Raw genomic sequence first — 24,984 nt, 5'->3', positions numbered from 1 at the left:
TGGGACACGAGGGCCTCCTGGGTGCTTGTGAAGCGTTGAACTAGACAGCTCCACTTCACAGCCCGGGGGCCCTCACCTGTCGGAAGACTCAGCCCCGTGTCGGGAAACAACGTCCCCGGACATCACACCTAGGGTGTGTCTCATAATTGGAGCCGCGAGGCGCGCGCTCACGACCTGCGCAGTCGGCGATCAATTGTGAGACACGCCCTAGAGTCAGCGGATCCGCACGGCGGCCTTCTGGACCTCGAACTCGATGCGCGTGACCTGACCGAGCACGTCGCCGTCGACCTCGAAGTCGCGCGGCTCGGCGAGATCGATCACGACATTCGTCGTGCGGTGGTGCGCGGCTGACTCGCTGCTCTGCGCGGACGATGCTCCGCCGGCGACGAGGCGGCGCAGGCCGTTGTCCCACAGCATGTTGCGCATCGTGTCGAGCCATCCGGAGACGCCGTCGGCGTCGAGCAGCAGCAGATCGAGCTCGCCGTCGGACGGGTCCGCGTCGGGCAGCACCGTGAGGCCGCCCTGGATCGTCCCGCAGTTGCCGACGATGAGCGTGTGCGCCTCGTCGTCCACCGGCTCCCCACCGTCCTCCGTCAGGCGCAGCGAGATGACCTCGCTCGCCGCGACGGCGCGACCGAGGGATTCGACGTAGGCGATCCAGCCGGCGCGATCCTTCAGATCGTCGTCGGTCTCGGTGATCATGTGCGCATCGATGCCGAAGCCCGCCATGACGGCGAACGCGTGGCGCTGCGACTCTCCGTCGATCTCGGCCGTCGCCCAGCCCAGGTCGATGGCGCGGGGCGTCCCGGTGAGGGCGCGCGTCATGGCGCCGGCGAGGTCGTCGATCGGCACCTTGAGGTTGCGAGCGAGCAGATTCCCCGTGCCGAGCGGTGCGATCGCGAGGTCGACGTCGTCGGACTCTGCGAGGCGCTCGGCGACGAGGCGCACCGTGCCGTCGCCGCCCGCGGCGATGACAAGCCCGGCTCCGGCGTCCACTGCCCGCGACGCCGCCCCGTAGCCGGGGTCGTCGACGCTCGTCTCGAACCACAGCACCTCGGGGGCGGACTCTGTCGATGACGCGTCCTGGAGCGCCTGTTCCAGCTCTTCCCGCGTGGTCTTGGCGGGGTTCCAGACGACGGCGATGCGGACTGCGGTCATGACGGCTCCTCTTCGAATGCGGACGGGATCATTCTGGCTCACGGATCGCCTCCCGCGGGCGGATTCCGTCGGGATGTGAGGAGGAGGGAGGCGCGGGAGGCCCGGCGACCTCGGGTGCGCCGTCGGCCGCCTGTGCGCGCTCTACGACTGATCTCGCATCGAGCGCAGGGCCGCGCGCACGGCGGTGTAGATGATGAACCAGAGGATCAGGATCTGGATGCCGATCAGCGCGAGGGCCACGAGGAGGCCGGGAAGCCAGTACGCGAGCCAGAAGTCTTGAAGCGTCATGCGGGGAGACTATCGGCGTGTCAAGAGCCGCACAGGGGGATCCGCCGGCGGTGAGGCGTCGTCGGCTCGCACAGGAGTCGTCAAGTAGGCTGGATCCGGGCCTATAGCTCAGTTGGCAGAGCATCGGACTTTTAATCCGCGGGTCGCGGGTTCGAACCCCGCTGGGCCCACTCGCTCACGCCCCCTTCCTTCGGGAAGGGGGCGTTTTTTGTGTCTGCCGGCGGCTGGCCGGCAGCGAGGTACTCGGCGTAGAACTCGATCGGGTCCCGCTTGAGAAGGAAGCGAGCGATCGCCTCGAGCTCGTCGGCGAGGAATGGCGTCGCTCCGCGAACGCGAGTGCTGAGTGCCGTGTGGCTCATGCCCAGCTCGCTGGCCGCGTGGCGAATGGACCAACGTTCACTCTTCAGGGAGTCGCGCACGAATGCGGCGCGTGAGGCGCGTGTGTCGTCTGCAGCGGGGTGCAGTTCCGTGATCGGGGCCATGTCCACAGTGTATGGGATTCCGACCAGTTTGATCAATACGGCGAACGCGCTGGATTGAAAACCGAGACACGACGCGTGTCGCTGGTTGCAGGTGGCAGGGATTCGATACAGACTCAACCGCATGCCAACCACCACGGAACGAATCGCAGGCAAAGTGCGCGGCCTCGCTGCGGAACACCGCCTCACTCAGCAGCGCCTAGCCGGCCTCCTGGGGCTGTCGCGCACGAGCCTCGTCGCCCGTATCAACGGGCGTGTCCCATTCTCCGCCCCCGAGATCCACGCGCTCGCCGCCGCCCTCGATGAGCCGATCGACCGGTTCTTCCCGGATCCGGCACGTCAGCCTGCAAAGGAAACGACGTGACGATCTTCCGCCTCGCCCTCGCGCTCATCGGCCTGGTCGCGCTCGCCGCGTCCGCGGCCACTGGTCGCTACGACGGCGCGTGGCTGCTCGGGCTCATCGCCGCGCTACTGCTGCTGGCGACGTTCGGTCTCTTCTCCCGCGAGACGTGGTCTCGCGAAGACCCCCGCTCCTGACTCGAGCGCCCCCTCTCCCTCTGCGTCGAAGGACCCCGTCATGAACACCCTTCTGCAAGAGCCCGTCCGGATCATCGCCCGCTGGATCTCCCACGGAGACCTCTCGATCGTCGTCGACGGCGACTACGTCTACCTCCGCGCCGACCAGCTCGAGCAGCTCGCCGACGTGCCCGCTTGGTCCTCCGGCGAGACGATCGTCGGCGACGAGTGGCCCGCTGACCTCGATGGCGTGCCGTTCTACACGCTCGATGCGGCCGTCGCGAAGGTCAACGAGCACGCCGGCCGCGAGACGCCTCGCCAGTTCCTCGCGTGGCTGAATGTCGAGCTCCCGAATCTCCTCGAGCCGCGCGTGGTTGAGGCTGCCCGCGGCGACGTGTCGTTCGTGGGCGCGTACCCGGTGGCATCCGCCGCCCGTCACCTTGACCGCCACCCGGAGATCTCGATGGGACGCGACCGTCTGTTCGCGTACCTCGAGCACCACGGCTGGATCGAGCGCATCGATGACGCGTGGGCGCCGACGACGATGTCGCGCTCGCGTGGGTGGGTGACGGTTCGCCGGATCCCGCACCCGGACCCGTCCCGCCGCGGCCGCGCCCTGTACGGCCAGATCTACATCACCCCTTCCGGACTCGAGCAGCTCCGCGACGAGCTGACGCCCGAGCCGATCCCCGCAGCGCCGGACACGCTCCGGCCCCTCTTCGACTGACCCACGAAGGATCCACCATGAACGTCCCCTCACCCACCGAGATGAAGCCCGGAGCGGCTCTCTACGCCGGCCAGGACGCGCCGGCAATCTGCCTGCTCGACGGCTGTCCTGCAAAGCCGAAGACGCGCGGCCTCTGCCATCGCCACTACCAGGCCATGTGGAAGGCCGGCCGTCTCGACGAGTTCGTGCCGCAGCCGCGCAGTCGCAAGCCCGGACTCATCTGCCCGCCGGAGCACGCCCACGCCGACACGACGGTCTGCTACATCCAGCACAAGTGCCGCTGCGACGCGTGCCGCGAGCACCGCAGCGAGGTCGAGCTGCTCCGTCGCCGTCAGGTCGCGTTCGGCCGGTGGGACACGGGCCTCGTCGACGCGGATCCGGCGCGCGAGCACGTCGAGCTGCTCGGCGAGTTCGGCATCGGCTACAAGCGCGTCGCTCGCCTGGCGGACGTCAGCGTGACCGTCGTCCGGAACCTCGTCTATGGCCGGCAGGACGCGGGCCCGCGGAAGGGCGAGCACGTCAAGCGCGTGAAGCGCGAGACCGCAGAACGCATCCTTGCGGTGAAGCCCGACCTCGACGCCCTCGCACCCTCGGCGTCGGTTCCTGCGCTCGGAACGCGCCGCCGCCTGCAGGCGCTGGTGACGCTCGGCTGGTCACCGCAGCGCATCGCGCCTCGGGTGGGCCTGTCACCGACGAACATGACGCGCGTCATGACCTGCGACCGCGTATCAGTCGCTACCCACCGCGCGGTCGCTGCCGCCTACGACGAGCTGTGGAACATCGCTCCGCCCCGCGCGGCGTGGCACGACGCGGCCGCCTACTCGCGAGCACGTCGCCTCGCACGTGAGCGCCGGTGGTTGCCGCCGCTCGCCTGGGATGACCCAGACACGGACGCGGAGCCGCCGGTCGTACCCGACCGCGTGGAGCCGACGGACGGCGACGAGCCGGTGCTCGACGAGGTGGCTATCGAGCTCGCCTGTGCCGGCGAGCAGGTGCGCCTGTCGAAGCCGGAACGGCTCGAGGCCGTCCGCCGGCTCCACGCGCTGCGCTGCAGCGACCGGCGCATCGCCCAGCTCCTCCACCGCACCGACCGCACTGTCCTCCGCGACCGCCAAGAGCTCGGTCTGCCCGCACACGACCTCGCCACGATTCGAGAGAAGGCCACAGCATGAACGCCCGCGACCTTGTACGCCCGCTGATCCCGGGCGACTCCGTCCGCGTCTACGAGGCCACGACGCGCGCGCCCGTCGAACGATTCGGCGAGCTCGGCGTGGTGACCGGAGTCACCGACGACGGGCAGGCCATCGTGCGCTGCGACGACGGCTACGTGATCGTCATCGGCGACCGATACCGCGCTCGCCGCATGTCCCGACTGCATGACGACACGGGCCTGTCGACGGGGGCATGGCGAGTGCGCCGCAAGGTGCTCGTATCCGGACAGTCGGCGATCCGGTGGGTGTGGATCGCTGAGCCGGTCCCGGCCCGCGGCATCCAGCCCGACTAGGTGACTCGTGGATGGGGACGGCACTTCGGCCCGGGCCAGCACGCCAAGGCCGTCGTCTACGCGGCTGCTCAGGCGAGGAAGAACCTCCGATGAAGCGCCGCACACCGACGGACCTCGAGGTCCGCGGACACGCCCACCCGGACGCCGACACGTGGATCCTCCGGTTCGCGTGGCCGACGAACCCGCTACCGATGAATGGCGGGCGCGGGAACCGCTGGCAGGCGAAGGCCGCCGAGGAGCGCCGGGTCCGGAACCAGGTCTACGTGCAGGCGATGGCCGCACGCATCCCGGAGATGGACCGCTGCCGGGCGCTGGTGACCTGGTGGGTCGCGACGAAGCACGTCCGCGACCCCGACAACCTCGGGCGCCTCGAGAAGCGCATGTTCGACGGACTCGTCCGCGCCGAGGTCGTCGAGGACGACCGCCCCGAGCTGATGGTCAAGCCCCGCGGAGAGATCCGCCACATCCCCTCGACGCCCGAGGCCCCGGTCACGACCCCGTGCTTCACCCTCACCGTCACCCGCCTCACACAGGAGGACCGCTGATGTTCCACCATGACCACGAGCCCGACGCCGACACAGCGATCGAGGCACTGCGCACGGCCGCATACATGCACTGGCTGCTGGAGGGCGCCGGCCTCGCGGATGTCCTCCATGCGACCACCTACGCCGAGGCCGTGGCTGCCCGACGTGCGATCGAACCGGAGTCGCGATTCCAGTTCGAGGCGCTGGTCGCCGTGCTCGTGCAGGTCACTGCCACGGATCAGCGGGAGAAGCGCCACCACGACCGTGAGGCGTCTCGCCCTTGGTGGCGCAAGCTCTTCGACCTCCCGGCGGTCGAGACCGAGGACGACGCGTTCCGGGCGGAGTACCCGGAGGGCGCGCCTCGCGCGCAGGTCGTGGCGGCGCAGCTGTGCGCGGCGGAGGCGAACGGCGACCGCGACACTGTGCTCGCCCTCCTGCGCCCGTGGATCCGCGACGACCGCGTCGACGGGGGACAGACGGACTTGATCACCGAGCTCGCGACGCTCGCCCGCGCTGCACACCAGCCGCTCTGCCCGCGCATGCGCGAGGGAGCCGCTTCATGACCGGCCGTGAGGACACGGAGCCGCTGTGCGGGCACGCGCCGGCGCCCGCCACGCCGTGGGCGTCTACCGAGCAGGCCGTCGCGGACCTCCTCGACTTCGAGGCGGCGCACCCGCGGCAGGACTCGCACAAGGAGGTCGAGATCCGCGCCGAGCTGCAGATGGACCCGGCCCGCTACTACATGCTCCTCGGCCGCGCGATCGACACCGACGCCGCGGCCGAGTACGCACCGATCCTCACCCGTCAGCTGCGCGAGCGGCGCCGGCGGAACCTCGAGTCGCGGGCTCCGCTACTCCGCCGCGACTGACTCACTTCACCTGACCCACCCGGAAGGACCCTTCGCATGGCCATCACCTACGATCCCGAGACCGCCGACATCGGCGAGGTCGTGAAGATCCCGGCCGCGGATCTCGTCATCGATCCGAACGTCCGCACCGACATCCGCCTCGACAAGAGCTTCATCTCGTCGATCCGTCAGCACGGCTTCGAGCAGTACCCCGTCGGCTGGCGTGACGACGACGGCCACGTGCACATCACGACCGGTCAGCGCCGCACGTCCGCTGCGCTCGAGATCGGCTGGTCCCTCGTTCCCGTCGTCATCAAGCCGAAGGCCACAGCGGAGGGCGACCGTGCGGAGGAGCTGCGGATCCTCACCCAGCTGCGCGAGAACGAGCAGCGTGCCGAGCTTGCCTCGCACGAGACGGCGGCCGCGTACCAGCAGCTGGCGCTATTCGGTGTGAGCGAGGACCAGATCGCTCGGAAGACGAACAGTACGAAGCAGAAGGTCACGTCGGCTCTCCGGGTCGCCGGCAGCGAGAGCGCGGCCGCGGCCGCGTCGGCGTACACGCTCACCCTCGAGCACGCAGCAGTGATCGCCGAGTTCGACGGCGATGCCGACGCGGTCGAGCAGCTCACCGAGCAGGCGGAGAAGGACCCGGCGCAGCTCGAGCACGTCGCTCAGCGGATCCGCGAGGACCGTCTCGACCAGGAGGTGATCGACCGCCTCAAGGCCGACGTCTTAGAGGCTGGTGCGACGCCGCTCACGAGTTGGGCGGAGCGCGACGAGCTCGCACCCCGCGCGGAGCTCTTCGCGCATCTGTGCCGCGCGGACGACCCGGACAGGAAGGCGCTCGAGCTGTCCGACCTCGCCGGCCTCGAGCAGCTGTTCGGTTGGATCCGGCAGGGCCACCGAGGCGATGCCGACCGCGGCTACACCATCGACTGGTACGTGAACGGCTGGAAGAAGCAGGGCCTCGCGCAGCGGTACACCTACAGTTCCACGCCGGTCGCGGTCACGGACGAGGAGAAGGAAGCCGAGCGGGAGCGGAAACGGACCAAGCGTGAGGCGAAGGCGGCGATGCGCGCCGCGACCGTCGTCCGCCGCGAATGGATCCGCGACACGCTCCTCGCCCGAGGCGCGAAGCACGACAAGACTCACCAGCGGTACGTCGCCGGGGCTCTCCTCGGCGCGATCGGACACCTCCGGCACCACGACAAGGGCGAATACCTCGCCCTCGACTTCCTCCGCACCGACGACATCCCGGAGACAGGCCACTACCCGGTCGACCCGATCACCGGACATCACATCGTCGCCCCCGGACAGCTCGCCTTCGAGACCGACCTCCACAACGCGGACCCGGTCCGGGTCGCGCTCGCCGTGGCGATCGCGCAGACCGAGGACGTCGTCGGCGAGGAGAAGGCCGACGGCTTCGGTCAGGACCCCCGCACGGCCCGCTACCTGATGCAGCTCCGCGACTGGGGCTACCAGCTCGCCGACGTCGAGCTCGCGATCGTCACGGACGCCGAGCAGCGCATCGCCGCCGCCCAGGCCGACGACGAGACGGATGCAGAGGTGCAGGCATGAACGGTCGCGAGCTCGTCGGCAAGGCGGTCGTCGTCAAGAACCCGGACATCGAGTCAGCACGCATCATCGGTGTCGCCCTCGCCTACTCGGATGAGCCCACCATCCTCGTCGAGCAGCCGGGCGGGTTGCGACTCATGGTCCAAGCAGAGTGGGCCGCGCCCATCGCGCACCCGAACCTCACACAGGAGATCGCCGACCTCGGTGATGCCCTGGTGTTCGCATGGCGCGGCCTCGACACGCGCAGCCAGGTCGCCGTCGAGCAGGCATGGCCGGCCCTCGCCGAAGCGCTCGCCGCAGTCGGCGAGAAGACCCCCGGTGCGGCATGAGCTCCGCCACCCTCCACGGCCGCTCTCGCACCCAGGGACGCGCCTACTGCGGCCGCAAGGCGAGCCGCAACGACAGCACGACCCGATGGCCTGACGTGACCTGCCCCGACTGTCACGCCGCCTCACGAGCAGACGGGAACCACCGATGACCGACACCTCCCTCATGACCACACGCCCGCTGCGCTCGCCGGCGCCGCGCCCCAAGTCCATCGTGTGGCGGCTCGGCGACGCGTGGACGGACCCCGTGTCCGGTCTGCGGTGGATCATCCGCACCCTCAACACGTCGACCGGCGCTGTGGAGCTCGAGGCCGCGAACGCCGTCTCGAGCAGCGTCTGGTGGCGCACGACCATCGACCGCCTCCCGAAGAAGGGAATCTGACCATGAGCAGCAACATCATCCTCGACGAAACGATCGAGCACGGCACACCCGAGGGGTACGAGCGGGGCTGCCGGTCGAACGGCGGGTGCCCCGCCGGCGCCGGGCACGGCCTCACGTGCACGAGGGCGAAGCGCTTCGCGGCGGGGAACTACCGATACCGGACGCTCCGCGGCCGCGGCATGTCGCCGACGGAGATCGCCGCCGAGCTCGAGCTCGAGAGCGAACGGGTCATCCCGAAGCCGAAGAAGCGCACGAAGCCTGCAGCGTCGACCCCGGCGCCTGTCGTCCCTGAACTCGACGACGAGCACGACGAGCACGCCGCCGACAGCGAGGCCGGCAGCGACGTCGAGACGCTCGTGCCCGAGGACTTCGGTATCGACTCGACGGACCCGCGCAACGCGTCGAACAAGACCATCCGCGCGTGGGCGATCGAACGCGGCTACGACGTCGCACCCCGCGGCCGCGTGAAGGATGCGATCCGCGAGCACTACATCGAGACCCACACCGCGGCACCCGCCCCCTCCGCAGCCGAGACGCCGGCACCCGAAGACCTCCGCGCCACACCGGACGACCCCGACGGCACCGCGCGCGCCGCGGCCGCCGAGTCCGACACGACCGAAGCCGAAGACCTCGAATCCGTCGCAGGCATCCTCACTGCAGCCACACGGCTCGACACCACCAAGAACACGTCGAACGACCGCCCCGAATGGGCGACCGTCATCGCATCCGACGACGTCGACGGCCTCCTCGCCGAGCTCGACCGCTACCACCAGCGCCTCGAAGCAGCCACAGCCGAAAGCGACCAGCTCACCCGAGCACTCGACCTCGAACGAGCCGCCCACGCAGCGACCGCACGCGGCGTCGCCCTCGCACTCGAGAAGTGGGAGACCGCACAAGACCGCATCCAACAGCTGCAGGCCGACAACACCGCCCTCGACAGCGCCCTCGCCCGCGAACGACTCGACTTCGCCCGCATCAGCGGCAAGCTGCAACCCCTCCACAACGAGAACCGCGAACTCCGTGAACAGCTCCGAGCCAAGCGCGCTCGCCGCGGGCTGGCCGCATGGTTCGCGAATGACGCAGCATGACGCGCTCGGAGGTGAACGGGGAGGAGTTCAAGGAGATCTTCCTCGGGCAGGGCTCTCGAAACCCGATGTCGAAGCCGCCCCGTGCGGTGGCCTCGTCGAAGTTGATCCGTGAAGTCGCTGACCTGCTCGGCGTCGCTGTCGATGACGCGAAGGCGCGAGACGTGTCCGATTGGTTCGCGGACAAGCTCAACCGGTTCGGGATGCTCACTGCCCGCCCCGTATTCGGCATGGACGGCCAGGGCCCACAGTGCTCGAGCTGCTCGATGATCTGGCCGCTGTGTGGCTGCTACCACCACAGCGCTGAGTTTGACGACGAGGACACGGACGAAGAAGGGGACGAGACCGATGAGTGACCAGACGCCCGACGAGATGCGGGCAGAGGCAATGCGACTCAGGGCCGTCGCGGACGTGAACGCTCGGCACGGTTGGGAGAACAACGCGGCGTCCTGCCGCGCGGGTGCTGGCGCTCTCGACCGCCTGCCCGCCCTCATCGCAGCCAACGAGCGAGACCGAGCCTTCATCGAGTCGATGGGGAAGGTCGCGATGCAACTCGGCTTCTCGGGCGTTGGTCTCGGCTACGAGCGGGCGATCTCACAGGTGCTCGAGTCGATCGCACTTCGCCGAGCAGAGGAGGGGCGTGACGTCTCCCGACGAGTTCCCGATCGCGGTGGTGGACCGATGAGTGACATGACGCCCGCCGAGATTCGCGGCCGCGCGCACTCGCTCAGGTTGGCGGCCAACTCGGCCGGTGCCGACGATCCGAGCCTCGACGCGTTCCGAGAGAACGTCCTCGCCGGCGCTGACGCTCTCGAACGCATGGCCGACGTTGTCGAGCACGCTGAAAAGTGGGCCGGCCTGATGCCCTTCACTCCCTACACTTCGGGCATCCGGAGCGCATGGGTAGGCATCCTTCGCGTGATCCGTCGAGTCGCGTGGTTCGAAGAACCACACATCCCCAGCGACGAGGCCATGGATCGCCCACGTGGGGGTGCGTCGTGAGGTCAGACAAGCGACGAGCAGGCCGCGCGATCCGCCGCCGTCGCCAGTCACTCGCAACACCGGAAGTGGTGTTCGCCGTCGACGTCATCCCCGACCTCACGGCCTGGCAGCTCGAGATAGTCGCCGCCGCGATCCGAGGCGACCGGGTCTACGTCCTCGGAGGACGACGCGGGGGACGGACCACGCTCAGCCGCGCCATCACCGAGCACCTGCAGTCAGCACGCAGCCGGCGAGGACACCACGCCACCACTACCGCCCTCGCCGAAGCCAGGAGCACACAGCAATGAGCACCGCCACCTATCGCACCGGCCGCGGCATCCGCGACGCGCTCGTGTCCCTCACCGACACGATCCGCACCGCCCTTCTCCCGCTCGCCGCAGGACTCGCCGGATGGCCCGTCATCGAGTCGCCGAACCTCGCACCCGGTGAAGTCATCTACGGCGACGCCGTCATCTACATGCACCCCCGTGACGCCATCCGCCTCCGCCTACCCGACACCATCAACGGCGCGCTCGCCGCATCGCTCGAGTGGCAGCACCACGAGATCGACCGCGCCGCCACCGAAGCCAAGCACCGCATCGACGCGATGCACACCCACACGACCAACCGAGAAGGACACACACCATGACCCCGCTCGACGTCATCCTCTGGGCCCTCGCCATCCTCATCGCCGTGATCGCCGCCGTCATCGCCATCGCCCTGATCGTCGGCATCCGCAACACCATCCGCACCAACCGCCGGCGCGACCACCACAAGCGCAGCCGAGACATTTACACAGGAAGGACCGACGACCGATGAGCAGCAACCTCCTCGAGCACCACACGCTCGCCCCCGACATCGACGACCCCGACCTGCACACGCTGCGCTCGCCGCGGTCGTCCGGTGGGGTCCCGGTGATGGGGAAGATGCCGACGTACGCGATCACGTACGTCGTCTATTGGCCTGACGTGTTCGGCCCCGGTCTCGGCGTGCTGAAGATCGGGCGCGCGTGGCGTCGTCGTCGCATCACGCTCATGGTCGAGCGCGGTGCGCACGTGATCGTCGAGGCCCGCGGCACGGATGCAACGTGGGAGCGAGAGGCGCTGCGTGTGCTGCGTCGATGGTTCCCGGCTGCGTTCCGGAATGGGGGAGAGGCGACGCCCTTCCTCATCGGTGGGAAGGGCTGGACCGAATGTTTCGAGGTCGCGGAGTACGACCTCAATTTCGCCCTCGATAGGTGCATCGAGGGATTCGCGAGAGGTACGGAGTGGAATGTCGAAGCAGCGAATGATCAGCCCGGAGGACCTGCAGGCGCCGGAGTTCCGTCGCGTCCCTCACGACGCGAAGCCGACAGCGATGGGTCTGTGGTTGCACACGGACATCGCGGGGCGGATGGAGCTCGACCCGGAGGTGATCGCAGGGATGCTGTATCCGGGGCAGGACGCGACGGAGCTGGTGATCCAGCACCTGCTCGTGCTGGACGAGACTGGCTTCCTGACGATCTACCAGGCGAGCGGTCGGGAGTGGATCGCCCTCATGCGCCCGCTGAAAGCGGACCCGCGCGGGGTGAGGATCACGACGCCGCCCCCGCCCGGGAGCGAGCCGGAGGAGGCGCTCCACGATCTTCCGTGGACGTCCATGGCTGTGGGGAGGGCGGGCGCGAGCGGGCGTGCGCGGGCGTGGGAGCGTGCACGCGAGGAGACGCGAGCGGAGCAGGCAGCGCGAGCAGCGGCGTGGGCAGCGGTCGAGAGCGATCGCCGCGAGATGCCCGACCGTCCCGAACGTCCGACACTGCTGGATGCTCCGCCGATTGGCTGCCTGGATCATCCGGATGGTCACTCGGGTGCCTGTGGTCCTTGCAGAGATGCTCGGCTCAGGAGGGACGTCTGGCTGCAGGAACGGGTCTACGAGACGAAGCTCGCCGCCCACTTCGAGCAGACCTCCCGCCCCGTCGAGTTCGACGGTCTCGACACAGGGTGGGATCCCGCCGGTGCGTTCTGACACCGATGCTGGCCCTGACCTCGAGGAGCGCGACATGACTGATGATCGGTCCTGCATCCGTGGCTGCGCGACGAAGGGAGCTCACTGGGCCGCCTGCCCGAACGCCCGCCACGGCCACGACGATCCCTCGGTCTGCCGGGGCTGTGCGCCCCGTCCTGCCGCAGACGGCGCGCTGATCTGCGAGCCGTGCCGGCGCACGATCCGCCGGCTGCTCGAGGACGCGGGCGACGCCATCGGTCACCTGCGCAGCATCGCCGACCCGACCAAGGCGCGAGCGTTCGACGGCATGTTCGTCCACTCCTCCCGCCCCGACCTGCCGGCCCCAGTGGCTGCGGACCTGATCACGGCCTCAGACGACGTCGTGCGGGCGCTTCGAGCCTGGGAGTACATCCTCGGCGGAGACACACTCCCGCCCCGCGTGCCCGGCCTCGGAGCCGGCGCTGACGCGGCCACGGCTCACGCTGCGGTGCACGCCTCGGCGGAGGTGATCCTCGAGCAGTTCGATGCGATCGCCAACGACCGCGAGTCGATCCTCTCCCTCGCGGCGGTCACGGTCGACCGCAACAGCGGGGATCCGTTCTGGACCGTGGCTGACGTCGTGGCACGCTGGCCCCTCGAGGAGCGCGGGCGCACGGCTGATGCACTGTGCCCGGAGTGCCACCTGCGCCAGGTCCAGATCTCGCCGCCTCGCCGCCGTGGGGGACCGGAGCGCTACGCCTGCCTGTCAGAGACCTGCGACTGGATCGCCACGTCCGACGACGATGGCGGGCTGTGGGCTGGCTACTTCGCCGAGGAACCGCCCGCCGATGTCCGGCCCCACGACCCGCGGTGGCTCACCCTCGCCGAGGCCGCACGCCGTGGCCGGGTCACCCCGGGCACCATCCGCCGACGTGCACGCCGCGGCCTGATCGCGACGGACGCCGGCCGCTACTGGGCCGACGACGTGGACGCGAGCAGCACCCCACCGCCCGCAGCTGACGCGGCAGCGCCGACGACCGCAGCTGCCACACGGACGGCACCCGAACGGTGGCTGACGCTCACTGAGGCGGCCGAGCTCGTCGGTCGCACACACCGCGCGCTGCAGACGTGGAAGCGAGCAGGTGACATCACGGTGCTCGCCGGCCGAGTGCGTGAGTCCGAGGTGATCGCCGTCCGCGACCGCAAGGCGGCAGCCCGCCTCGCCGGCTCCCGCCACCCCGGATAACCTTCTTCACCACCTTCGCTGTCGCGTGGTACGCTTCGCTTGCGCGATAGTTGCGATCAGGCTCGGACCCAATGGGTTCGGGCCTTTCGCATGTCCGCTCCGTGTGGGTCACGAGGGCCTCCCGGACGCAGCGATGCATCCGGGAGGCGAGCCCCCAAGTTGCACGTGTGCGTGTGCGCACGCGCATTGGGACTTCTCCCCACCCCTCGACGAATTGTCGTCACGCCGGCCACCCCTCGAAAAAATCCGGGCTCTCGCGCAGCTCCCAGATCCCGCCCATCCACTCTTTTTCTCCCCGGGTCGACCGAGAAGTCCCCGCGAGAAACGCTCCTAGCCCCGCAGGAAGCCACAGCAAGCGGCCACCGGGTAGATCCGACCCCCTCGGCATCTCGACCGCTCAGAGCGCCTCCTACGCCGACCCGTCGGGAGGGAAGACATGGCCGATCCCACCTACGGCATCGAGCACCAGAAGCGCCGCGAGGAACTCCTCCCCGCCGCGTACGGCACACCGTGCCCGCGCTGCGGCGATGTGATGCTTGCGTCCGACGACCTCGACCTCGGCCACACCATCGACCACGCCCTCGATTCCCACGCCGTCGGCGACCGAATCGAGCACGCCAGCTGCAACCGCAGCGCCGGCGCCAAGCTCAAGTCCACCCTCGAGCGCTACAAGCCATCCCGGATCTGGTGACCATGTTCGACCGAGACGCAGCCGAGATGATCATCGAGGCCGTGCTGCTCGGCATGGAGCCTCACCGAGCGGCGCTCGCCGCGGGGATCACGGCCGACGAGCACGACGCGTGGATCGAACAAGGGCAGTCGACGCCCAACGGCTCGAGCGCGTTCGACACGCAGGAGGGCGCACTCGTCGCGCAGTACGTGCGCGACCTCGACCGTGCGATGGCGCTGTCCGAGCTCGACGCGCTCAAACAGGTCAAGGGCGGATCCGACGCGCATCGCTGGTTCCTCGAGCGTCGCTTCCCGAACCGGTGGGCGAAGACTCCCGCCGCTGTCTGGGTGGGACAAGCGCGGCAGCCCACGGGTGGCGCGTCGGAACAGAACGCCGAGCCGCAGCAGGACGCGACCGGCCGGATGGACGACCTGCGACGCAAGCGTGAGGAGAAACGACGTGCTGCAGGAGGCGATCCGGGATGAGCCGCTGGTCGGCTCGCAGACTCCGACACATCTGCTGACGCCGACCGACGTCGACTACTCCGACGTCGACGCCGCCCTCGAGATCGCCGACATGGTTGGCATCCAGCTCGACCCGTGGCAGATCGATTTCCTCAGGCACGGCCTCGGCCGGCGCCGCATGCCCGAAGGCGGCTCGAAGTGGGCCGCGTACGAAGCCGGCGTCGAGCTGTCGAGGCAGAACGGCAAGAGCGTCATCTTCGAGCTGCGCGCGCTGGCTGGCCTGTTCGTGTTCGGCGAGCAGCTGATCGTCTACTCCGCGCACAAGGGCCAGACCGCGATCCAGGCGTACCGCCGCATGGTCAGCCTCATCGAGCACGCGCCCGACCTGAAGCGAGAGGTCAAGGGCACCCCGTCCGCGAACGGCAAGGAAGCGATCATCCTCCACTCCGGGGCGATGATCCAGTTCCGCACGCGGACGCCTGACGGCGGCCGCGGCCTCACCGGCGACTGCGTGATCATCGACGAGGTGCAGGGCGCACGCGACGATCACGTCGCCGCGCTGTTCCCCGCGATGGCGGCGAAGTCCATGAGCGGCGATCCTCAGATCTGGTACGGCGGATCCGCCGGCAAGCGGTCGTCGACCATCCTCGGCCGCCTCGTGCGTCGCCAGCGCAACGAGATGGCGCTGCGCAACGAAGGTGGCGACGCGAAGGAGCGGCGCCTGCTCATGGCGCGCTTCGCCGCGGACCTCGACGTCGACGACCCCGCCGACCCCACGGTGTGGGCGCGCGTGAATCCCGCCTTCGGGATCCGCATCGCTCAGGAGTTCATCGCGCAGGAGTACGTCGCGATGGGCGCGGACCTCGACCCGAAGAGGTTCGCAGCAGAGCGCCTCGGCGTGGGCGACTACCCGCGCGAGGAAGGCGAGGACTGGGCGATCCCGCAGCGCCGCATCGACGCCGCGACCGACGGGTACTCGGAGATGGTCGGACCGGTGATGTTCTCCGTCGAGGTCCGCATGGACCGCAGCAGCACTGCGATCTCCGTCGCCGGCCTGCGCAGCGACGGGGCAAAGCACATCGAGTGCATCGCCGACGAGCGCGGCGTCGGATGGGCCGTCGAGACCCTCAAGCGCGTCACGACCGAGCACGACAACCTCGGCGTGATCCTTGACCCCGCCGGCCCCGCCAATACCCTCATCGGGCCGCTGCGCGACGCCGGCATCCCGATGACGCTCCTCAAAGCGGCCGACGTCACGGCGGCGTGGGGGAAGTTCTACGACGGCTTCGAGGCCAGCCCGCCCACGATCTACCACCGCGGCGGGCTCGTCCTCACCGCGGCATTTGCGGCCGCCGAGACCCGCACCGTGCAGGGATCCACGACCTGGCAGCGCTCCACGCCCGAGACCTCCGGTTCCGTGATTGCCGCGACATGGGCCGCCCACGGTCTCGATATCGCGAAGAAGACCCAACGCGCAGCCGTGTCCCGTCGCGCCCGTCGCGGCGACCACAGCGACGCCTCACAGCCGCGCCACTTCCGCCCACGCCGCTCCGGCGGGTTCGACCCGCGCAACTCCGGCTTCTGACTCTGGAAAGGGGACACCGCATGGCTCGTCGCCCCGCACCCCGCATCCAGTCTCGCGTCGACCGCGCTCGCCGTGTGAAGGCCGATTTCGTGCCGGCCTCGGCGGCGACGCGGGAGCGCGGCTACACGACCGAGTCGGCGGACTCGTGGTGGACCGATCTCACCAACGAGCCCACGCCGGAACTGCGCTGGCCGGAGTCGGTGCAGGTGTTCGAGAACATGGTCCGCCAGGATGCGCAGGCGTCGAGCGTGCTCAGCGCGATCGCGACGCCGATCATGCGCACAGGCTGGCGCATCGACGGGACAGGATGCGACCCCGAGGTGGTCGCTCACGTGTCCCGTGACCTCGGCCTCCCGATCGTCGGCGAGGAGAACAGCGTCCCCTCGACGCGCACGCGCGGTCGCTTCTCGTGGACCGAGCACCTCGCCGTCGTCGTGCCCGATCACCTGCAGTTCGGGCACGCCGTCTTCGAGCAGGTCTACTACCGGCCCCGGTCCATCGACGAGGGCGGCGACGGACTGTTCCACCTCCGAAAGCTCGGCTACCGCCCCGCACGCACGATCGCCGCGTGGAAGGTCGCCGCCGACGGGGGACTCATCGGCGTGCAGCAGTACGCCACGCAGACCGACAGCCACCGCCTCACCGGGTACGTCTCGATCGATGGGACGACGCTCCCGGTCGACCGACTCGTCGTCTACACGAACCGCCGAAAGGGCGGGAACTGGATCGGCGAGAGCGTGCTGCGCTCGGCCTACAAGAACGTGATGCTGAAGGATCGCTTCCTCCGCATCGACGCGCAGGTCGTCGAACGCAACGGCCTCGGCATCCCCGTACATACCGCCGCGGACAACAGTCCCGACTCGCTCGACGCCGGTCTCGACATCGCGGCCGGCGTGCAGGCCGGCGACAACTCCGGAGTTTCGCTCGCGAAGGATGCCAAGTTCGAGCTGGTCGGCGTGACCGGATCGCTCCCGAACATCCTCGAGAAGATCAAGTACCACGACGAGCAGATCAGCCGCAGCGTCCTCGCGCACTTCCTCAACCTCGGAAGCCAGACCGGCAGCTGGGCCCTCGGGTCGACCTTCGCGGACTTCTTCACCCTGAGCATCCAAGCCGTCGCCGAGAACATTCGTTCGACCGCCACGAAGCACGTCGTCGAAGACCTCGTCGACATCAACTACGGCCCCGACGTCGCAGCGCCTCGGATCGTGTTCGACGAGATCGGATCCCGACAGGAGTCGATCCTCACCGCGATCGCCTCCCTCATCCAGTCCGGTGTCATCCACGGCGACGAGGACCTCGAGAAGTTCATCCGCTCCACGCTGGGCCTCCCGCCCGCGACCACCGCCGCGCTCGCCGCAGCCAACCAGGAGGAGAACGCATGAAGTGGGAGAACCGCTACTGGGGGGACCGGACGCCACCGAAGACGAAGGCGGAGTTCTTCAACGCGGTCACGACCCCGAACCCCACCGGTGACGGTGAGGTCGCGACGATCCGGCTCTACGGACCGATCGACAGCTATTCGGGATGGTTCGGTGTCTCGACGTCCGACATCGGCGAAGTGCTCGACCAGCTGCCCAGCACGGTCGAGCGCATCGTGCTGCGGATCAACAGCCCTGGCGGCGAGGTCGCCGAGGCGGTGGCGATCCTCAACATGCTGCGCGCACACAAGGCGACCGTCACAGCAGTCGTCGACGGGCTCGCCGCTTCGGCCGCCAGCGTCATCGCCGCAGGGTGTGACGAGACGGTCATGAGCCCCGGCACGCAGATGATGATCCACTCGCCGTGGTCGTTCGCGCTCGGCAACGCGTCCGAGCTGCGAAAGACCGCGGGCGTGCTCGACAGCTTCGAGTCCACGCTCATCGAGATCTACACCGGCAAGGCCGGCGAGAAGGAATGGGCCGAGCTGCTCGCTGAGGAGACCTGGCTCAACTCGCAGGCGGCCGTCGAGCTCGGCCTCGCCGACCGCATCGCCGTCATCCCCGACGCCGGGGAGACCGCCACTCCCGGCGGAGACCTCGACGCGGATCTCGACGACGTCGAGGACTCCACCACCCTCCGCGTGGCCTCGACCATCCCGACCCCGGTCGCGTCCGCGTCCGGCACCCCAACAGGAAAGGAGACGGCCGTGGCCTTCAGCGACGACCAGCTCAACACCATGCGAGCCTCCCTCGGGCTTACCGACGACGCGGACGAGACGGCGATCTTGTCGGCCGTCGCCGCCCGCCCGACCCCGCAGCTCCCGGACGGTGTCGTCACCATCGACGCCTCCGCGCTCGACGACCTCCGCACGCAGGCGCAGGCCGGCGTCGAGGCTCGCAAGCAGCAGAAGCGCGAGGAGCGCGACCGCTACATCGACAACGCGATCAGTCGCGGCAAGTTCGCCGCCGCCCGTCGCGACAACTTCGTCAAGCTCTACGACGCGGACCCCGAGGGCACCCGCGCCGTCATCGACGAGCTCGCGGAGAACACGATCCCCGTCGACGAGGCCGGCTTCGACGCTGACGGCGAGACCGTCGCCGCCGCCGACGACGCCGCCGTCGCCGCCTTCGCTGCCCGCATGGGCTTCACGAACGGAGCACGCTGATGCCTGGCTACCTGCCGAAGCACAACCCCGGCGCGGCGATCACCATCGTCGCGACCGCCGACGTCACTGGTGGTCAGATCGTCACCGCGGCCGGCACCCCCGCCGGCGCGGACGCGACGACCGTCATCGGCGTCGCCGCCCGCGATGCCGCATCCGGCGACCACGTCACCGTCTACAGCGGCGGCGTCCAGCGACTCGTCGCATCCGCCGCGATCGCACAGGGCGACCTCGTCAAGGCCGCCGCAGACGGACAGGTCGCCGTCTACACGGCCGGCACCGACAGCACCGACGTCCTCCTCGGCGTCGCGCTCGGTGACGCTTCCTCGGGCGAGCTCGCCCCCGTCAAGTTCCTGCGCTGAGAGAGAGACCTCCATGCCTACTTACGCACCCTCCGCCCCGAGCCTCGCCGACAGCAAGCTCACCGTCGACTACCTGATGAAGAACCCGGTGATCGTGCAGCGTCTCGTGCGCAGCATCGCCGAGCAGCGCCTCATCGGTGGTCACATCCTCACCGGCCGTGTCGACATGACCGGATCCGGCGCGGCCGTCTACGAGGTCGACGACCCGATCATGGTCGACGACGACCCCGAAGCCGTCGATGAGCTGTCGGAGTACAAGCTCATCGACGACGCCGACGGCGACCCGCAGCTCGCCGAGGCGATCAACCGCGGCTTCGCATCCCGCGTGTCGGACCAGAACGTCTCCCGAAACCGCCTCGACGTCGTGGCCCGCAAGCTGCGCCGCATGGCGAACCGTGCAGTGTTCCACTTCGACTCGCTCGTCATGTCGGCGGTCGGCTCGACCGTCACCCAGGAGCAGGCCGCGGCCGCCGCGTGGAACACCACCGGCGCTGACCAGTTCCTCGACCTGCTCCTGTCGGGCGCGGCGATCGACGAGCAGAACGAGGGCTACGTCGCCAACACCGTCGTCGCCCGTCCCGAGAAGTGGGCGCGTCTGGTCGGCTCGATCGCGAAGACCTTCGCCGGCGCCGTCGGCACGCCCGACATCATCGGCAAGGGCAACGTGCTCGAGGTCGCCGGCCTCACGCTGCTGAAGTCGACGAACCTGCCGGCGAGCACCGAGGTCATGGTGCTCGACAGCACGGCGCTCGGTTCCATCGGCTTCGAGCGCCTCGGCGGTGGCTACCTCGGCGACGTGTCGGATCCCCTCGGCATCGAGACGAAGCAGTTCCGCCTCGAGGACCGTGACGGCTGGCAGGTCCAGGTGCGCAAGTCCGGCGTGCCGATGGTCCAGGAGCCGCGCGCTGCGGTGAAGGTGACGGGCGTCTGATGGCGCGCCGCAAGCCCACCGGCGAGTTCGTCGGCAAGGAAGCCCTCACTCTCGTCCGCCGCAAGGACGGGAAGATCTCGTACGTCTACAAGGGGCAGCCGGTCCCGGCCGGCGTCGACGACGACGAGATCCTGCGCCTGCTCGACCAGGGCTTCATCACCCAGGCCAAGAAGGCAGCCACGTCCACCTCGAGCAACAGCTCGAAGAGCTCGAGCCCGCCTGCATCCGGCGGCGACGCCTCGCAGAGCTCGAGCACGCCCGCCTCCGGCGGCGACGACTCGAAGCCGTCCGACGACACGACGTCGACCGGCGACAAGTCGAAGCCGGCCAGCGGCGATACCAAGTAGGGAGCCAGACGATGAAGCAGACGTACATCACGAACGTCCGCACCGTCGTCCGCGTGGACGGCCTGTGCCAGACGGTCGAGCCGTCCACGCGTCTCCCGAGCGGCGTCGAGGATGCGGAGATCGCACGACTGCTCCGCTTCGACGTCATCCGCGTCGCCGAACCGGATCCCGTCCCGGAGCCGGTCACGGAGACCGCACCGGAGACGACGACGGTGAAGCGCACGCGGAAGAAGGCGACGATCGATCAGGAGTCGCCCTCCACGGAGGAGCAGGACTGATGCCACTGACGGGGATCGCTTCGGAAGTCACCGAGTCGATGGTCGGCGTGCTGCTCAAAGAGCGCTCGCCGGACATGCTCTTCGAACGCACCTACGGCGACCCGCCTCAGACCATCTTCGAGGCGACCGTGCAGCAGATTGCCGCCGAAGTGATCCCCGTGACTGGCGCAGACCCGCAGGGAGCGACGCGCGAGCTCACCCTCCAATGCATCGCCTACGGCGTCGCGTCGAACATCGAGTACGCGGAGTTCCCTGAGCAGCAGGGTGCGGGTTCACAGGGGCGCGGGTACTTCCTCAAGCGCAAGTTCGATGACCTGCTCAACACTCTCCGCACGCTGCCGAAGGACGGCAGCGGCAAGGGCAATGTGAGCCGCGCTCGCTTCCCGGCCGCGCGCCCGTACCCGGACCCGTTCGGCGGCCGCTGATGGCGACCGTGCACGTGGTGTGCGGACCGCCCTGCGCGGGGAAGTCGACGTACGTGACAGAGCATTCCGCGCCTGACGACACCGTCCTCGACTGGGACGGCATCGTCACGGATCTCGGCTTCCCGCCTCGTCAGCATCACGTCGACAAGTCGCTCCTCCCGATTGTTATGGACGAGTGGCGGCGGCGCCTCGCTGCGGCGACTGCGGGTGATGGCGTCGTGTGGGTCATCCGAGCGAAGCCTCGCCGCGAGGTGATCGCCCTGGCGCGATCGCTGAAAGCAGACGTGATCGAGATCACCGCGCCGCTCCCGGTGCTCCTCGAACGTGCAGCAGCACGGCCGTATCCCGCGGAGCATCGACGCCTCATCCTCGCCTGGCATCGCAGGCGCGGGCGGAACACACAGTAGGGAGCCGACATGGCCGTGAAGAAAGTAGCGGGCCCGAAGTCGAAGATGACCGCCGAGCTCAACACGACGCTCGGCGAGAAGCTGCTCGCCGACGCGGCGAAGCGACTCGACGACCGTCCTCGGCTCCTCTCCCAGATCAGCGGCTTCGCTCAGAAGTGGCAGCAGGAGGTGTTCTCATCCCAGGGCGCTGTCAGCGGCAAACGGTGGAAGCCACTCGCAGCATCCACGGCCGGCCGACCGCTCGTGCGCACGGGGGAGCTGCTCCGAGAACTCACCGGCGCGCCGCGGCAGATGAAAGCTTCCGTGCAGGTGCGTGCACCCGAGCATGCCGACTTCCTGAAGAGCGGCCGTTTCGCCCGCAGCTCCAAGGTCGCGGGCGGCTCCCGCAGCGGCACAGTCGGCCTCGGCGGGTCCATGCCACGCCGCGACCCTGCGCCGCGACCACCCGAGAAGCGCCTGGCGGTGCTCACCAGTGAGTTGCTCGGCATGGTGACGCCCAGGGACTATCGCTCATGACCGTCATCGGAGGCGATGACATCGTCCTCGCCCTCGAGGCGCAGCTGAAGCGCAACGTGCCCACAGTGCTCGAGAAGCTCGAGCTCGAGCATCTCGGCGAGATCGAGACCTGGCAGATCGTCCCGGATGCGGGCGCGATCGCTGCAGCCGCTCTCCCCGCCGTCGCGATCGTCAGCCCCCGCGTCTCCACCCAGCCGCGTCGATCTCATAGCGAGTACGGCGGCGACTGGCAGGTGTCGGTCGGGGTCTTCGCCCGCGGCATCGATCACCAGCACACCCAGACGCAGGTCCAGCAGTGGGCGAAGGTCCTCCGCACGGCCGCGCTCATGTCGCCGGCCCTGCCAGGGACGCAGATCCGGATGCGGTGGGCCGGTGAGGAATACAGCCTCATCCCGACCAAGGAGGACGCCCGCACGATCGCCGGCGCCGAGGTGATGTTCGACGCGTCCGTCGAGGTCGCCCTCGACCTCGCCAACCTCCGCAACGACCCACTCTTCCTCTCAGTCCATCCAGACGTACAACCCAACTAAGGAGACCCCTCATGGTGCGTCCTCAGGTATCTGTCAACATCAGCGGGGCACTCCCAGTGGCCTCACTTCCCACGGCAACCGGCACGCTGTTCTTCGTGTACGCCGGCCCCGCCGGCCCCCTCACCCCGACCCGCGTGACGTCCGTCGCGCAGGCGGAGGACGCGGACGTCCCCACGGCCACAGCACAGTGGATCGGCGACGCACTCACGCAGGGCGCTCCCGAGGTGATCGTCATCCGAGCGGAAGCCATCGACGCCGGCGCCGTCACGGAGGCGGAGTGGAAGGTCGCGCTCGACCTCCTCACCCCGTCGTACGGCCCCGGCCAGGTCGCCATCCCCGGCGTCGCCGACGCGGCCGCGACCACGACGCTCCTCGCGCACGTCGATGCGAACCCGCAGCGCGTCGCGTTCCTCGACGTCGGCGAGGGCGACGATGCCTCCACGATCGCGACCGCGGCCGCGGCCATGGCCGCGACCGCCGGTGCGGAGCGAGCGGCCGTGTTCGGGCCGTGGGTGTCTCTTCCCGGCTCCGGTGCAGCCCGCACGGTGCCGGCCTCGGTCATCGCCGCCGGCCTCGCCGCGCGCGGCGATGCGACGGCGGGCAACTCGAACAACGCGCCGATCTTCGACCAGGGGCGCGGCGCAGGCTCGGTGTCGGGCGCTCTCGGCGTCGTCACGGCCTTCGGCGACTCCGACGTCGACGACCTCTACGACGCGGGAGTGAACGTCTTTCGAGACGTCCTCGGTGTCGTCACGCTGACCGGCTGGAAGTCGGTCGGCACGGAACCCGTGTGGCGGCAGCTCAACATCGGCCGCCTCACGATGGAGGTCTCCGCGCGCGTCTCGGCGCTCATGTACCAGTACCTGGGCGCTCCGATCGATGGGCAGGGGATCCTCCTGTCGCAGGTCGGCGGCGACATCAGCGGGTACCTCCTCGGCCTCTACAACGAGGGCGCCCTGTTCGGAGACACCGCCGACGACGCCTTCACGGTCATCGCCGACTTCACGAACAACACCCCCGAGACCATCGCCAACGGCGAGGTGCACGCGGACATCGCCATCACGGCCTCCACGGCGGCCGAGCAGATCGTCATCAACGTCGTCACCTCGCTCGCGAGCTGACCAGGAAAGGACTGAACCATGGGAACGAACTCTCAGGCGATCGTCTCCGTCTCCCTCGACGGCGACTCGCTGGGCATCTGGGACACCCGCTCCGGCGGTGAGTCGACCGCCGCGGTCAACAAGTACCGACCGGGCGGATCGAAGAAGCAGGAGGTCGATGCCGGCCGACCGGACATCAGCGACATCACCGTGACCCGCCGCTGGCAGGCGGAGCGTGACGTCGCGGTCGAGAAGCGTCTCCGCAACCGGGTCGGCATCGGCGTCATCAAGGTCACCGAGCAGCCGACGGACGTCGACGGCGTCCGCTACGGCCCGGCGCGAACCTGGATGGGACGCGTCTCGAGCGTCTCGGGCGGCGAGGTCGATTCCAACTCGGACGACGTGCGCATGATCACGCTCTCGGCAGTCTGCTGGGCCACCGCATGAGCGACTTCGAGCAGTACGACGCGCACGCCGGTGAGACCCCGGCCGCGCCCACGTCCGGCCTGGCCGCACTTCGCACCCAGCGTGCGGAGATCAAGAAGAAGCTCCACCTCGACCTGCAGGTCCCTCGCTACGAGGAGCCGGTCTACGTCCGCTACTCACCACCGACCAAGGCGCAGATCAACCGCATCAACGACCGCGCGTCGAAGTCTCGCGACAAGGGCGCGTTCGGTGAGGCGATGCTCCTCGCCGACTGCTGCATCGGTGTCTTCCAGAAGGACGCCGATGGCAAGCCGATCGGCGGCGAGGAGGACTGGCCGAAGTTCGACAAGGACCTCGCCGCATACCTCGGCGAGCCTGAGCTCGAGCGTGCGGCCGATGTCGTTCGGGCGCTGTTCTTCACCGACGGCGACATCATCTCTCAGCTGGCGGCTCTGACGAACTGGGCGGGCTTCGCCGAGGCGCAGGCCGTCGAGGAGTACGAGGGAAACTGAAAGGCCACCCCGCCGTGAGAGCGGCGGCGGTGGCCTCCATCTACGGCCATGATCCGCTCGCGTTCCTCGCTCTCGAAGAGGACGACTTCCGCCTGATGAACATCATCATCGGCGAGCAAGCGCGCCTCGACGAGGAGCGCGAGCGGGGCCGGATCGACTATCTCGCATCGCGGACCGCATCCCTGACCGCGCAGTCGATCACGAAATGGCTTGGAAAGCATCTCCCGAAGATGCTGTCGCGCCGTTGACA

General features: G+C 69.1%; 37 protein-coding genes and 1 tRNA gene. 36 read left to right on the top strand and 2 right to left on the bottom strand.

Annotated features, from left to right (window positions below):
* Positions 1-213: 213 nt before the first annotated feature.
* Together KOL93_RS11990 and KOL93_RS11985 are read right to left on the bottom strand one after the other, a co-directional pair.
* Positions 214-1,158, bottom strand: a complete 945-nt coding sequence (locus tag KOL93_RS11990; protein ID WP_221585588.1) for a diacylglycerol/lipid kinase family protein — start codon at positions 1,156-1,158, stop codon at positions 214-216.
* Positions 1,159-1,299: 141 nt separating this feature from the next.
* On the bottom strand, positions 1,300-1,446 hold the full coding sequence (locus KOL93_RS11985; protein ID WP_221585587.1) for a hypothetical protein: 147 nt from the start codon (positions 1,444-1,446) through the stop codon (positions 1,300-1,302).
* A 97-nt stretch (positions 1,447-1,543) separates the two neighbouring features.
* On the opposite strand from KOL93_RS11985, the gene KOL93_RS11980 reads away from it, so the two are divergent.
* The 36 genes from KOL93_RS11980 (at position 1,544) to KOL93_RS11805 (ending at position 24,982) form a co-directional block, all read left to right on the top strand.
* Positions 1,544-1,616: transfer RNA gene (locus KOL93_RS11980), tRNA-Lys, on the top strand.
* A gap of 433 nt (positions 1,617-2,049) precedes the next feature.
* Positions 2,050-2,289, top strand: coding sequence for a helix-turn-helix domain-containing protein (locus KOL93_RS11975; protein ID WP_221585586.1), 240 nt, complete (start codon positions 2,050-2,052; stop codon positions 2,287-2,289).
* Positions 2,286-2,462 carry a hypothetical protein gene (locus KOL93_RS11970; protein WP_221585585.1) on the top strand — a complete coding sequence of 59 codons (177 nt, stop codon included), beginning with the start codon at positions 2,286-2,288 and terminating at the stop codon, positions 2,460-2,462. The genes KOL93_RS11975 and KOL93_RS11970 overlap by 4 nt, the downstream gene beginning before the upstream one ends.
* 40 nt (positions 2,463-2,502) lie before the next feature.
* Complete coding sequence (locus tag KOL93_RS11965; protein ID WP_221585584.1) at positions 2,503-3,168, top strand: phage antirepressor KilAC domain-containing protein; 666 nt, start codon at positions 2,503-2,505, stop codon at positions 3,166-3,168.
* A gap of 17 nt (positions 3,169-3,185) precedes the next feature.
* On the top strand, positions 3,186-4,340 hold the full coding sequence (locus tag KOL93_RS11960) for a hypothetical protein (RefSeq protein ID WP_221585583.1): 1,155 nt from the start codon (positions 3,186-3,188) through the stop codon (positions 4,338-4,340).
* Complete coding sequence (locus KOL93_RS11955; RefSeq protein ID WP_221585582.1) at positions 4,337-4,672, top strand: hypothetical protein; 336 nt, start codon at positions 4,337-4,339, stop codon at positions 4,670-4,672. The genes KOL93_RS11960 and KOL93_RS11955 overlap by 4 nt, the downstream gene beginning before the upstream one ends.
* Positions 4,673-4,761: 89 nt before the next feature.
* The gene (locus KOL93_RS11950) at positions 4,762-5,217 is read left to right on the top strand and encodes a hypothetical protein (RefSeq protein ID WP_221585581.1); all 456 of its coding nucleotides are present in this window, start codon (positions 4,762-4,764) and stop codon (positions 5,215-5,217) included.
* Complete coding sequence (locus KOL93_RS11945; protein ID WP_221585580.1) at positions 5,217-5,759, top strand: hypothetical protein; 543 nt, start codon at positions 5,217-5,219, stop codon at positions 5,757-5,759. The genes KOL93_RS11950 and KOL93_RS11945 overlap by 1 nt, the downstream gene beginning before the upstream one ends.
* Positions 5,756-6,064 carry a DUF3263 domain-containing protein gene (locus KOL93_RS11940; protein ID WP_221585579.1) on the top strand — a complete coding sequence of 103 codons (309 nt, stop codon included), beginning with the start codon at positions 5,756-5,758 and terminating at the stop codon, positions 6,062-6,064. Before KOL93_RS11945 ends, KOL93_RS11940 begins: the two co-directional genes overlap by 4 nt.
* A gap of 36 nt (positions 6,065-6,100) precedes the next feature.
* Positions 6,101-7,621, top strand: a complete 1,521-nt coding sequence (locus KOL93_RS11935; RefSeq protein ID WP_221585578.1) for a ParB/RepB/Spo0J family partition protein — start codon at positions 6,101-6,103, stop codon at positions 7,619-7,621.
* Positions 7,618-7,947 (top strand): hypothetical protein, encoded by a 330-nt coding sequence (locus KOL93_RS11930; protein ID WP_221585577.1) that lies wholly within the window; start codon positions 7,618-7,620, stop codon positions 7,945-7,947. The genes KOL93_RS11935 and KOL93_RS11930 overlap by 4 nt, the downstream gene beginning before the upstream one ends.
* Positions 7,948-8,092: 145 nt before the next feature.
* Entirely contained in the window at positions 8,093-8,326 is a 234-nt protein-coding gene (locus KOL93_RS11925) for a hypothetical protein (RefSeq protein WP_221585576.1), read from the top strand.
* 2 nt (positions 8,327-8,328) lie between these two features.
* Positions 8,329-9,414, top strand: coding sequence for an Lsr2 family DNA-binding protein (locus tag KOL93_RS11920; RefSeq protein ID WP_221585575.1), 1,086 nt, complete (start codon positions 8,329-8,331; stop codon positions 9,412-9,414).
* Positions 9,411-9,767 carry a hypothetical protein gene (locus KOL93_RS11915; protein WP_221585574.1) on the top strand — a complete coding sequence of 119 codons (357 nt, stop codon included), beginning with the start codon at positions 9,411-9,413 and terminating at the stop codon, positions 9,765-9,767. The genes KOL93_RS11920 and KOL93_RS11915 overlap by 4 nt, the downstream gene beginning before the upstream one ends.
* Positions 9,760-10,413 (top strand): hypothetical protein, encoded by a 654-nt coding sequence (locus KOL93_RS11910; protein WP_221585573.1) that lies wholly within the window; start codon positions 9,760-9,762, stop codon positions 10,411-10,413. Before KOL93_RS11915 ends, KOL93_RS11910 begins: the two co-directional genes overlap by 8 nt.
* Positions 10,414-10,696: 283 nt before the next feature.
* Complete coding sequence (locus KOL93_RS11905; RefSeq protein ID WP_221585572.1) at positions 10,697-11,041, top strand: hypothetical protein; 345 nt, start codon at positions 10,697-10,699, stop codon at positions 11,039-11,041.
* Positions 11,038-11,211, top strand: a complete 174-nt coding sequence (locus tag KOL93_RS11900; RefSeq protein ID WP_221585571.1) for a hypothetical protein — start codon at positions 11,038-11,040, stop codon at positions 11,209-11,211. The genes KOL93_RS11905 and KOL93_RS11900 overlap by 4 nt, the downstream gene beginning before the upstream one ends.
* Before the next feature lie 453 nt (positions 11,212-11,664).
* Positions 11,665-12,393 carry a hypothetical protein gene (locus KOL93_RS11895; RefSeq protein ID WP_221585570.1) on the top strand — a complete coding sequence of 243 codons (729 nt, stop codon included), beginning with the start codon at positions 11,665-11,667 and terminating at the stop codon, positions 12,391-12,393.
* Positions 12,394-12,427: 34 nt separating this feature from the next.
* Positions 12,428-13,597 carry a hypothetical protein gene (locus tag KOL93_RS11890; RefSeq protein ID WP_221585569.1) on the top strand — a complete coding sequence of 390 codons (1,170 nt, stop codon included), beginning with the start codon at positions 12,428-12,430 and terminating at the stop codon, positions 13,595-13,597.
* Positions 13,598-14,033: 436 nt separating this feature from the next.
* On the top strand, positions 14,034-14,288 hold the full coding sequence (locus KOL93_RS11885; protein ID WP_221585568.1) for a hypothetical protein: 255 nt from the start codon (positions 14,034-14,036) through the stop codon (positions 14,286-14,288).
* Positions 14,285-14,752 (top strand): hypothetical protein, encoded by a 468-nt coding sequence (locus KOL93_RS11880; RefSeq protein ID WP_221585567.1) that lies wholly within the window; start codon positions 14,285-14,287, stop codon positions 14,750-14,752. Before KOL93_RS11885 ends, KOL93_RS11880 begins: the two co-directional genes overlap by 4 nt.
* Positions 14,727-16,316: a hypothetical protein gene (locus KOL93_RS11875; RefSeq protein WP_221585566.1), complete on the top strand. Its 1,590-nt coding sequence runs from the start codon at positions 14,727-14,729 to the stop codon at positions 16,314-16,316. The genes KOL93_RS11880 and KOL93_RS11875 overlap by 26 nt, the downstream gene beginning before the upstream one ends.
* A 20-nt stretch (positions 16,317-16,336) precedes the next feature.
* Positions 16,337-17,701, top strand: coding sequence for a phage portal protein family protein (locus KOL93_RS11870; RefSeq protein ID WP_221585565.1), 1,365 nt, complete (start codon positions 16,337-16,339; stop codon positions 17,699-17,701).
* Complete coding sequence (locus KOL93_RS11865; RefSeq protein ID WP_221585564.1) at positions 17,698-18,903, top strand: head maturation protease, ClpP-related; 1,206 nt, start codon at positions 17,698-17,700, stop codon at positions 18,901-18,903. Before KOL93_RS11870 ends, KOL93_RS11865 begins: the two co-directional genes overlap by 4 nt.
* Complete coding sequence (locus KOL93_RS11860; RefSeq protein ID WP_221585563.1) at positions 18,903-19,262, top strand: DUF2190 family protein; 360 nt, start codon at positions 18,903-18,905, stop codon at positions 19,260-19,262. The genes KOL93_RS11865 and KOL93_RS11860 overlap by 1 nt, the downstream gene beginning before the upstream one ends.
* 13 nt (positions 19,263-19,275) lie before the next feature.
* Positions 19,276-20,193: a phage major capsid protein gene (locus KOL93_RS11855; RefSeq protein WP_221585562.1), complete on the top strand. Its 918-nt coding sequence runs from the start codon at positions 19,276-19,278 to the stop codon at positions 20,191-20,193.
* Positions 20,193-20,540, top strand: a complete 348-nt coding sequence (locus KOL93_RS11850; protein ID WP_221585561.1) for a hypothetical protein — start codon at positions 20,193-20,195, stop codon at positions 20,538-20,540. Before KOL93_RS11855 ends, KOL93_RS11850 begins: the two co-directional genes overlap by 1 nt.
* An 11-nt stretch (positions 20,541-20,551) precedes the next feature.
* Entirely contained in the window at positions 20,552-20,818 is a 267-nt protein-coding gene (locus KOL93_RS11845; RefSeq protein ID WP_221585560.1) for a hypothetical protein, read from the top strand.
* Complete coding sequence (locus KOL93_RS11840; protein ID WP_221585559.1) at positions 20,818-21,243, top strand: hypothetical protein; 426 nt, start codon at positions 20,818-20,820, stop codon at positions 21,241-21,243. The genes KOL93_RS11845 and KOL93_RS11840 overlap by 1 nt, the downstream gene beginning before the upstream one ends.
* Positions 21,243-21,650 carry an AAA family ATPase gene (locus KOL93_RS11835; RefSeq protein WP_221585558.1) on the top strand — a complete coding sequence of 136 codons (408 nt, stop codon included), beginning with the start codon at positions 21,243-21,245 and terminating at the stop codon, positions 21,648-21,650. Before KOL93_RS11840 ends, KOL93_RS11835 begins: the two co-directional genes overlap by 1 nt.
* Before the next feature lie 9 nt (positions 21,651-21,659).
* Entirely contained in the window at positions 21,660-22,166 is a 507-nt protein-coding gene (locus tag KOL93_RS11830; protein ID WP_221585557.1) for a hypothetical protein, read from the top strand.
* Positions 22,163-22,696 (top strand): hypothetical protein, encoded by a 534-nt coding sequence (locus tag KOL93_RS11825; protein ID WP_221585556.1) that lies wholly within the window; start codon positions 22,163-22,165, stop codon positions 22,694-22,696. The genes KOL93_RS11830 and KOL93_RS11825 overlap by 4 nt, the downstream gene beginning before the upstream one ends.
* Positions 22,697-22,707: 11 nt before the next feature.
* Positions 22,708-23,817: a phage tail sheath subtilisin-like domain-containing protein gene (locus tag KOL93_RS11820; protein ID WP_221585555.1), complete on the top strand. Its 1,110-nt coding sequence runs from the start codon at positions 22,708-22,710 to the stop codon at positions 23,815-23,817.
* A gap of 18 nt (positions 23,818-23,835) precedes the next feature.
* Entirely contained in the window at positions 23,836-24,243 is a 408-nt protein-coding gene (locus KOL93_RS11815; protein WP_221585554.1) for a hypothetical protein, read from the top strand.
* Positions 24,240-24,734: a hypothetical protein gene (locus KOL93_RS11810; protein WP_221585553.1), complete on the top strand. Its 495-nt coding sequence runs from the start codon at positions 24,240-24,242 to the stop codon at positions 24,732-24,734. Before KOL93_RS11815 ends, KOL93_RS11810 begins: the two co-directional genes overlap by 4 nt.
* Positions 24,735-24,763: 29 nt before the next feature.
* Positions 24,764-24,982, top strand: a complete 219-nt coding sequence (locus KOL93_RS11805) for a hypothetical protein (RefSeq protein WP_221585552.1) — start codon at positions 24,764-24,766, stop codon at positions 24,980-24,982.
* Positions 24,983-24,984: the final 2 nt, after the last annotated feature.

It is taken from the genome of Microbacterium salitolerans, from assembly GCF_019720895.1.
Classification (GTDB): domain Bacteria; phylum Actinomycetota; class Actinomycetes; order Actinomycetales; family Microbacteriaceae; genus Microbacterium.
This window is presented reverse-complemented; position numbering and strand designations above follow the sequence as displayed.

Coding starts and splice junctions, on each gene's coding strand:
- KOL93_RS11905 (WP_221585572.1), top strand. CDS start 10,697: ATGAGCACCGCCACCTATCGCACCGGCCGCGGCATCCGCGACGCGCTC.
- KOL93_RS11860 (WP_221585563.1), top strand. CDS start 18,903: ATGCCTGGCTACCTGCCGAAGCACAACCCCGGCGCGGCGATCACCATC.
- KOL93_RS11810 (WP_221585553.1), top strand. CDS start 24,240: ATGAGCGACTTCGAGCAGTACGACGCGCACGCCGGTGAGACCCCGGCC.
- KOL93_RS11815 (WP_221585554.1), top strand. CDS start 23,836: ATGGGAACGAACTCTCAGGCGATCGTCTCCGTCTCCCTCGACGGCGAC.
- KOL93_RS11835 (WP_221585558.1), top strand. CDS start 21,243: ATGGCGACCGTGCACGTGGTGTGCGGACCGCCCTGCGCGGGGAAGTCG.
- KOL93_RS11965 (WP_221585584.1), top strand. CDS start 2,503: ATGAACACCCTTCTGCAAGAGCCCGTCCGGATCATCGCCCGCTGGATC.
- KOL93_RS11960 (WP_221585583.1), top strand. CDS start 3,186: ATGAACGTCCCCTCACCCACCGAGATGAAGCCCGGAGCGGCTCTCTAC.
- KOL93_RS11890 (WP_221585569.1), top strand. CDS start 12,428: ATGACTGATGATCGGTCCTGCATCCGTGGCTGCGCGACGAAGGGAGCT.
- KOL93_RS11900 (WP_221585571.1), top strand. CDS start 11,038: ATGACCCCGCTCGACGTCATCCTCTGGGCCCTCGCCATCCTCATCGCC.
- KOL93_RS11945 (WP_221585580.1), top strand. CDS start 5,217: ATGTTCCACCATGACCACGAGCCCGACGCCGACACAGCGATCGAGGCA.
- KOL93_RS11830 (WP_221585557.1), top strand. CDS start 21,660: ATGGCCGTGAAGAAAGTAGCGGGCCCGAAGTCGAAGATGACCGCCGAG.
- KOL93_RS11985 (WP_221585587.1), bottom strand. CDS start 1,446: ATGACGCTTCAAGACTTCTGGCTCGCGTACTGGCTTCCCGGCCTCCTC.
- KOL93_RS11990 (WP_221585588.1), bottom strand. CDS start 1,158: ATGACCGCAGTCCGCATCGCCGTCGTCTGGAACCCCGCCAAGACCACG.
- KOL93_RS11825 (WP_221585556.1), top strand. CDS start 22,163: ATGACCGTCATCGGAGGCGATGACATCGTCCTCGCCCTCGAGGCGCAG.
- KOL93_RS11850 (WP_221585561.1), top strand. CDS start 20,193: ATGGCGCGCCGCAAGCCCACCGGCGAGTTCGTCGGCAAGGAAGCCCTC.
- KOL93_RS11930 (WP_221585577.1), top strand. CDS start 7,618: ATGAACGGTCGCGAGCTCGTCGGCAAGGCGGTCGTCGTCAAGAACCCG.
- KOL93_RS11975 (WP_221585586.1), top strand. CDS start 2,050: ATGCCAACCACCACGGAACGAATCGCAGGCAAAGTGCGCGGCCTCGCT.
- KOL93_RS11955 (WP_221585582.1), top strand. CDS start 4,337: ATGAACGCCCGCGACCTTGTACGCCCGCTGATCCCGGGCGACTCCGTC.
- KOL93_RS11855 (WP_221585562.1), top strand. CDS start 19,276: ATGCCTACTTACGCACCCTCCGCCCCGAGCCTCGCCGACAGCAAGCTC.
- KOL93_RS11885 (WP_221585568.1), top strand. CDS start 14,034: ATGGCCGATCCCACCTACGGCATCGAGCACCAGAAGCGCCGCGAGGAA.
- KOL93_RS11910 (WP_221585573.1), top strand. CDS start 9,760: ATGAGTGACCAGACGCCCGACGAGATGCGGGCAGAGGCAATGCGACTC.
- KOL93_RS11895 (WP_221585570.1), top strand. CDS start 11,665: ATGTCGAAGCAGCGAATGATCAGCCCGGAGGACCTGCAGGCGCCGGAG.
- KOL93_RS11935 (WP_221585578.1), top strand. CDS start 6,101: ATGGCCATCACCTACGATCCCGAGACCGCCGACATCGGCGAGGTCGTG.
- KOL93_RS11820 (WP_221585555.1), top strand. CDS start 22,708: ATGGTGCGTCCTCAGGTATCTGTCAACATCAGCGGGGCACTCCCAGTG.
- KOL93_RS11940 (WP_221585579.1), top strand. CDS start 5,756: ATGACCGGCCGTGAGGACACGGAGCCGCTGTGCGGGCACGCGCCGGCG.
- KOL93_RS11915 (WP_221585574.1), top strand. CDS start 9,411: ATGACGCGCTCGGAGGTGAACGGGGAGGAGTTCAAGGAGATCTTCCTC.
- KOL93_RS11950 (WP_221585581.1), top strand. CDS start 4,762: ATGAAGCGCCGCACACCGACGGACCTCGAGGTCCGCGGACACGCCCAC.
- KOL93_RS11870 (WP_221585565.1), top strand. CDS start 16,337: ATGGCTCGTCGCCCCGCACCCCGCATCCAGTCTCGCGTCGACCGCGCT.
- KOL93_RS11865 (WP_221585564.1), top strand. CDS start 17,698: ATGAAGTGGGAGAACCGCTACTGGGGGGACCGGACGCCACCGAAGACG.
- KOL93_RS11925 (WP_221585576.1), top strand. CDS start 8,093: ATGACCGACACCTCCCTCATGACCACACGCCCGCTGCGCTCGCCGGCG.
- KOL93_RS11840 (WP_221585559.1), top strand. CDS start 20,818: ATGCCACTGACGGGGATCGCTTCGGAAGTCACCGAGTCGATGGTCGGC.
- KOL93_RS11845 (WP_221585560.1), top strand. CDS start 20,552: ATGAAGCAGACGTACATCACGAACGTCCGCACCGTCGTCCGCGTGGAC.
- KOL93_RS11920 (WP_221585575.1), top strand. CDS start 8,329: ATGAGCAGCAACATCATCCTCGACGAAACGATCGAGCACGGCACACCC.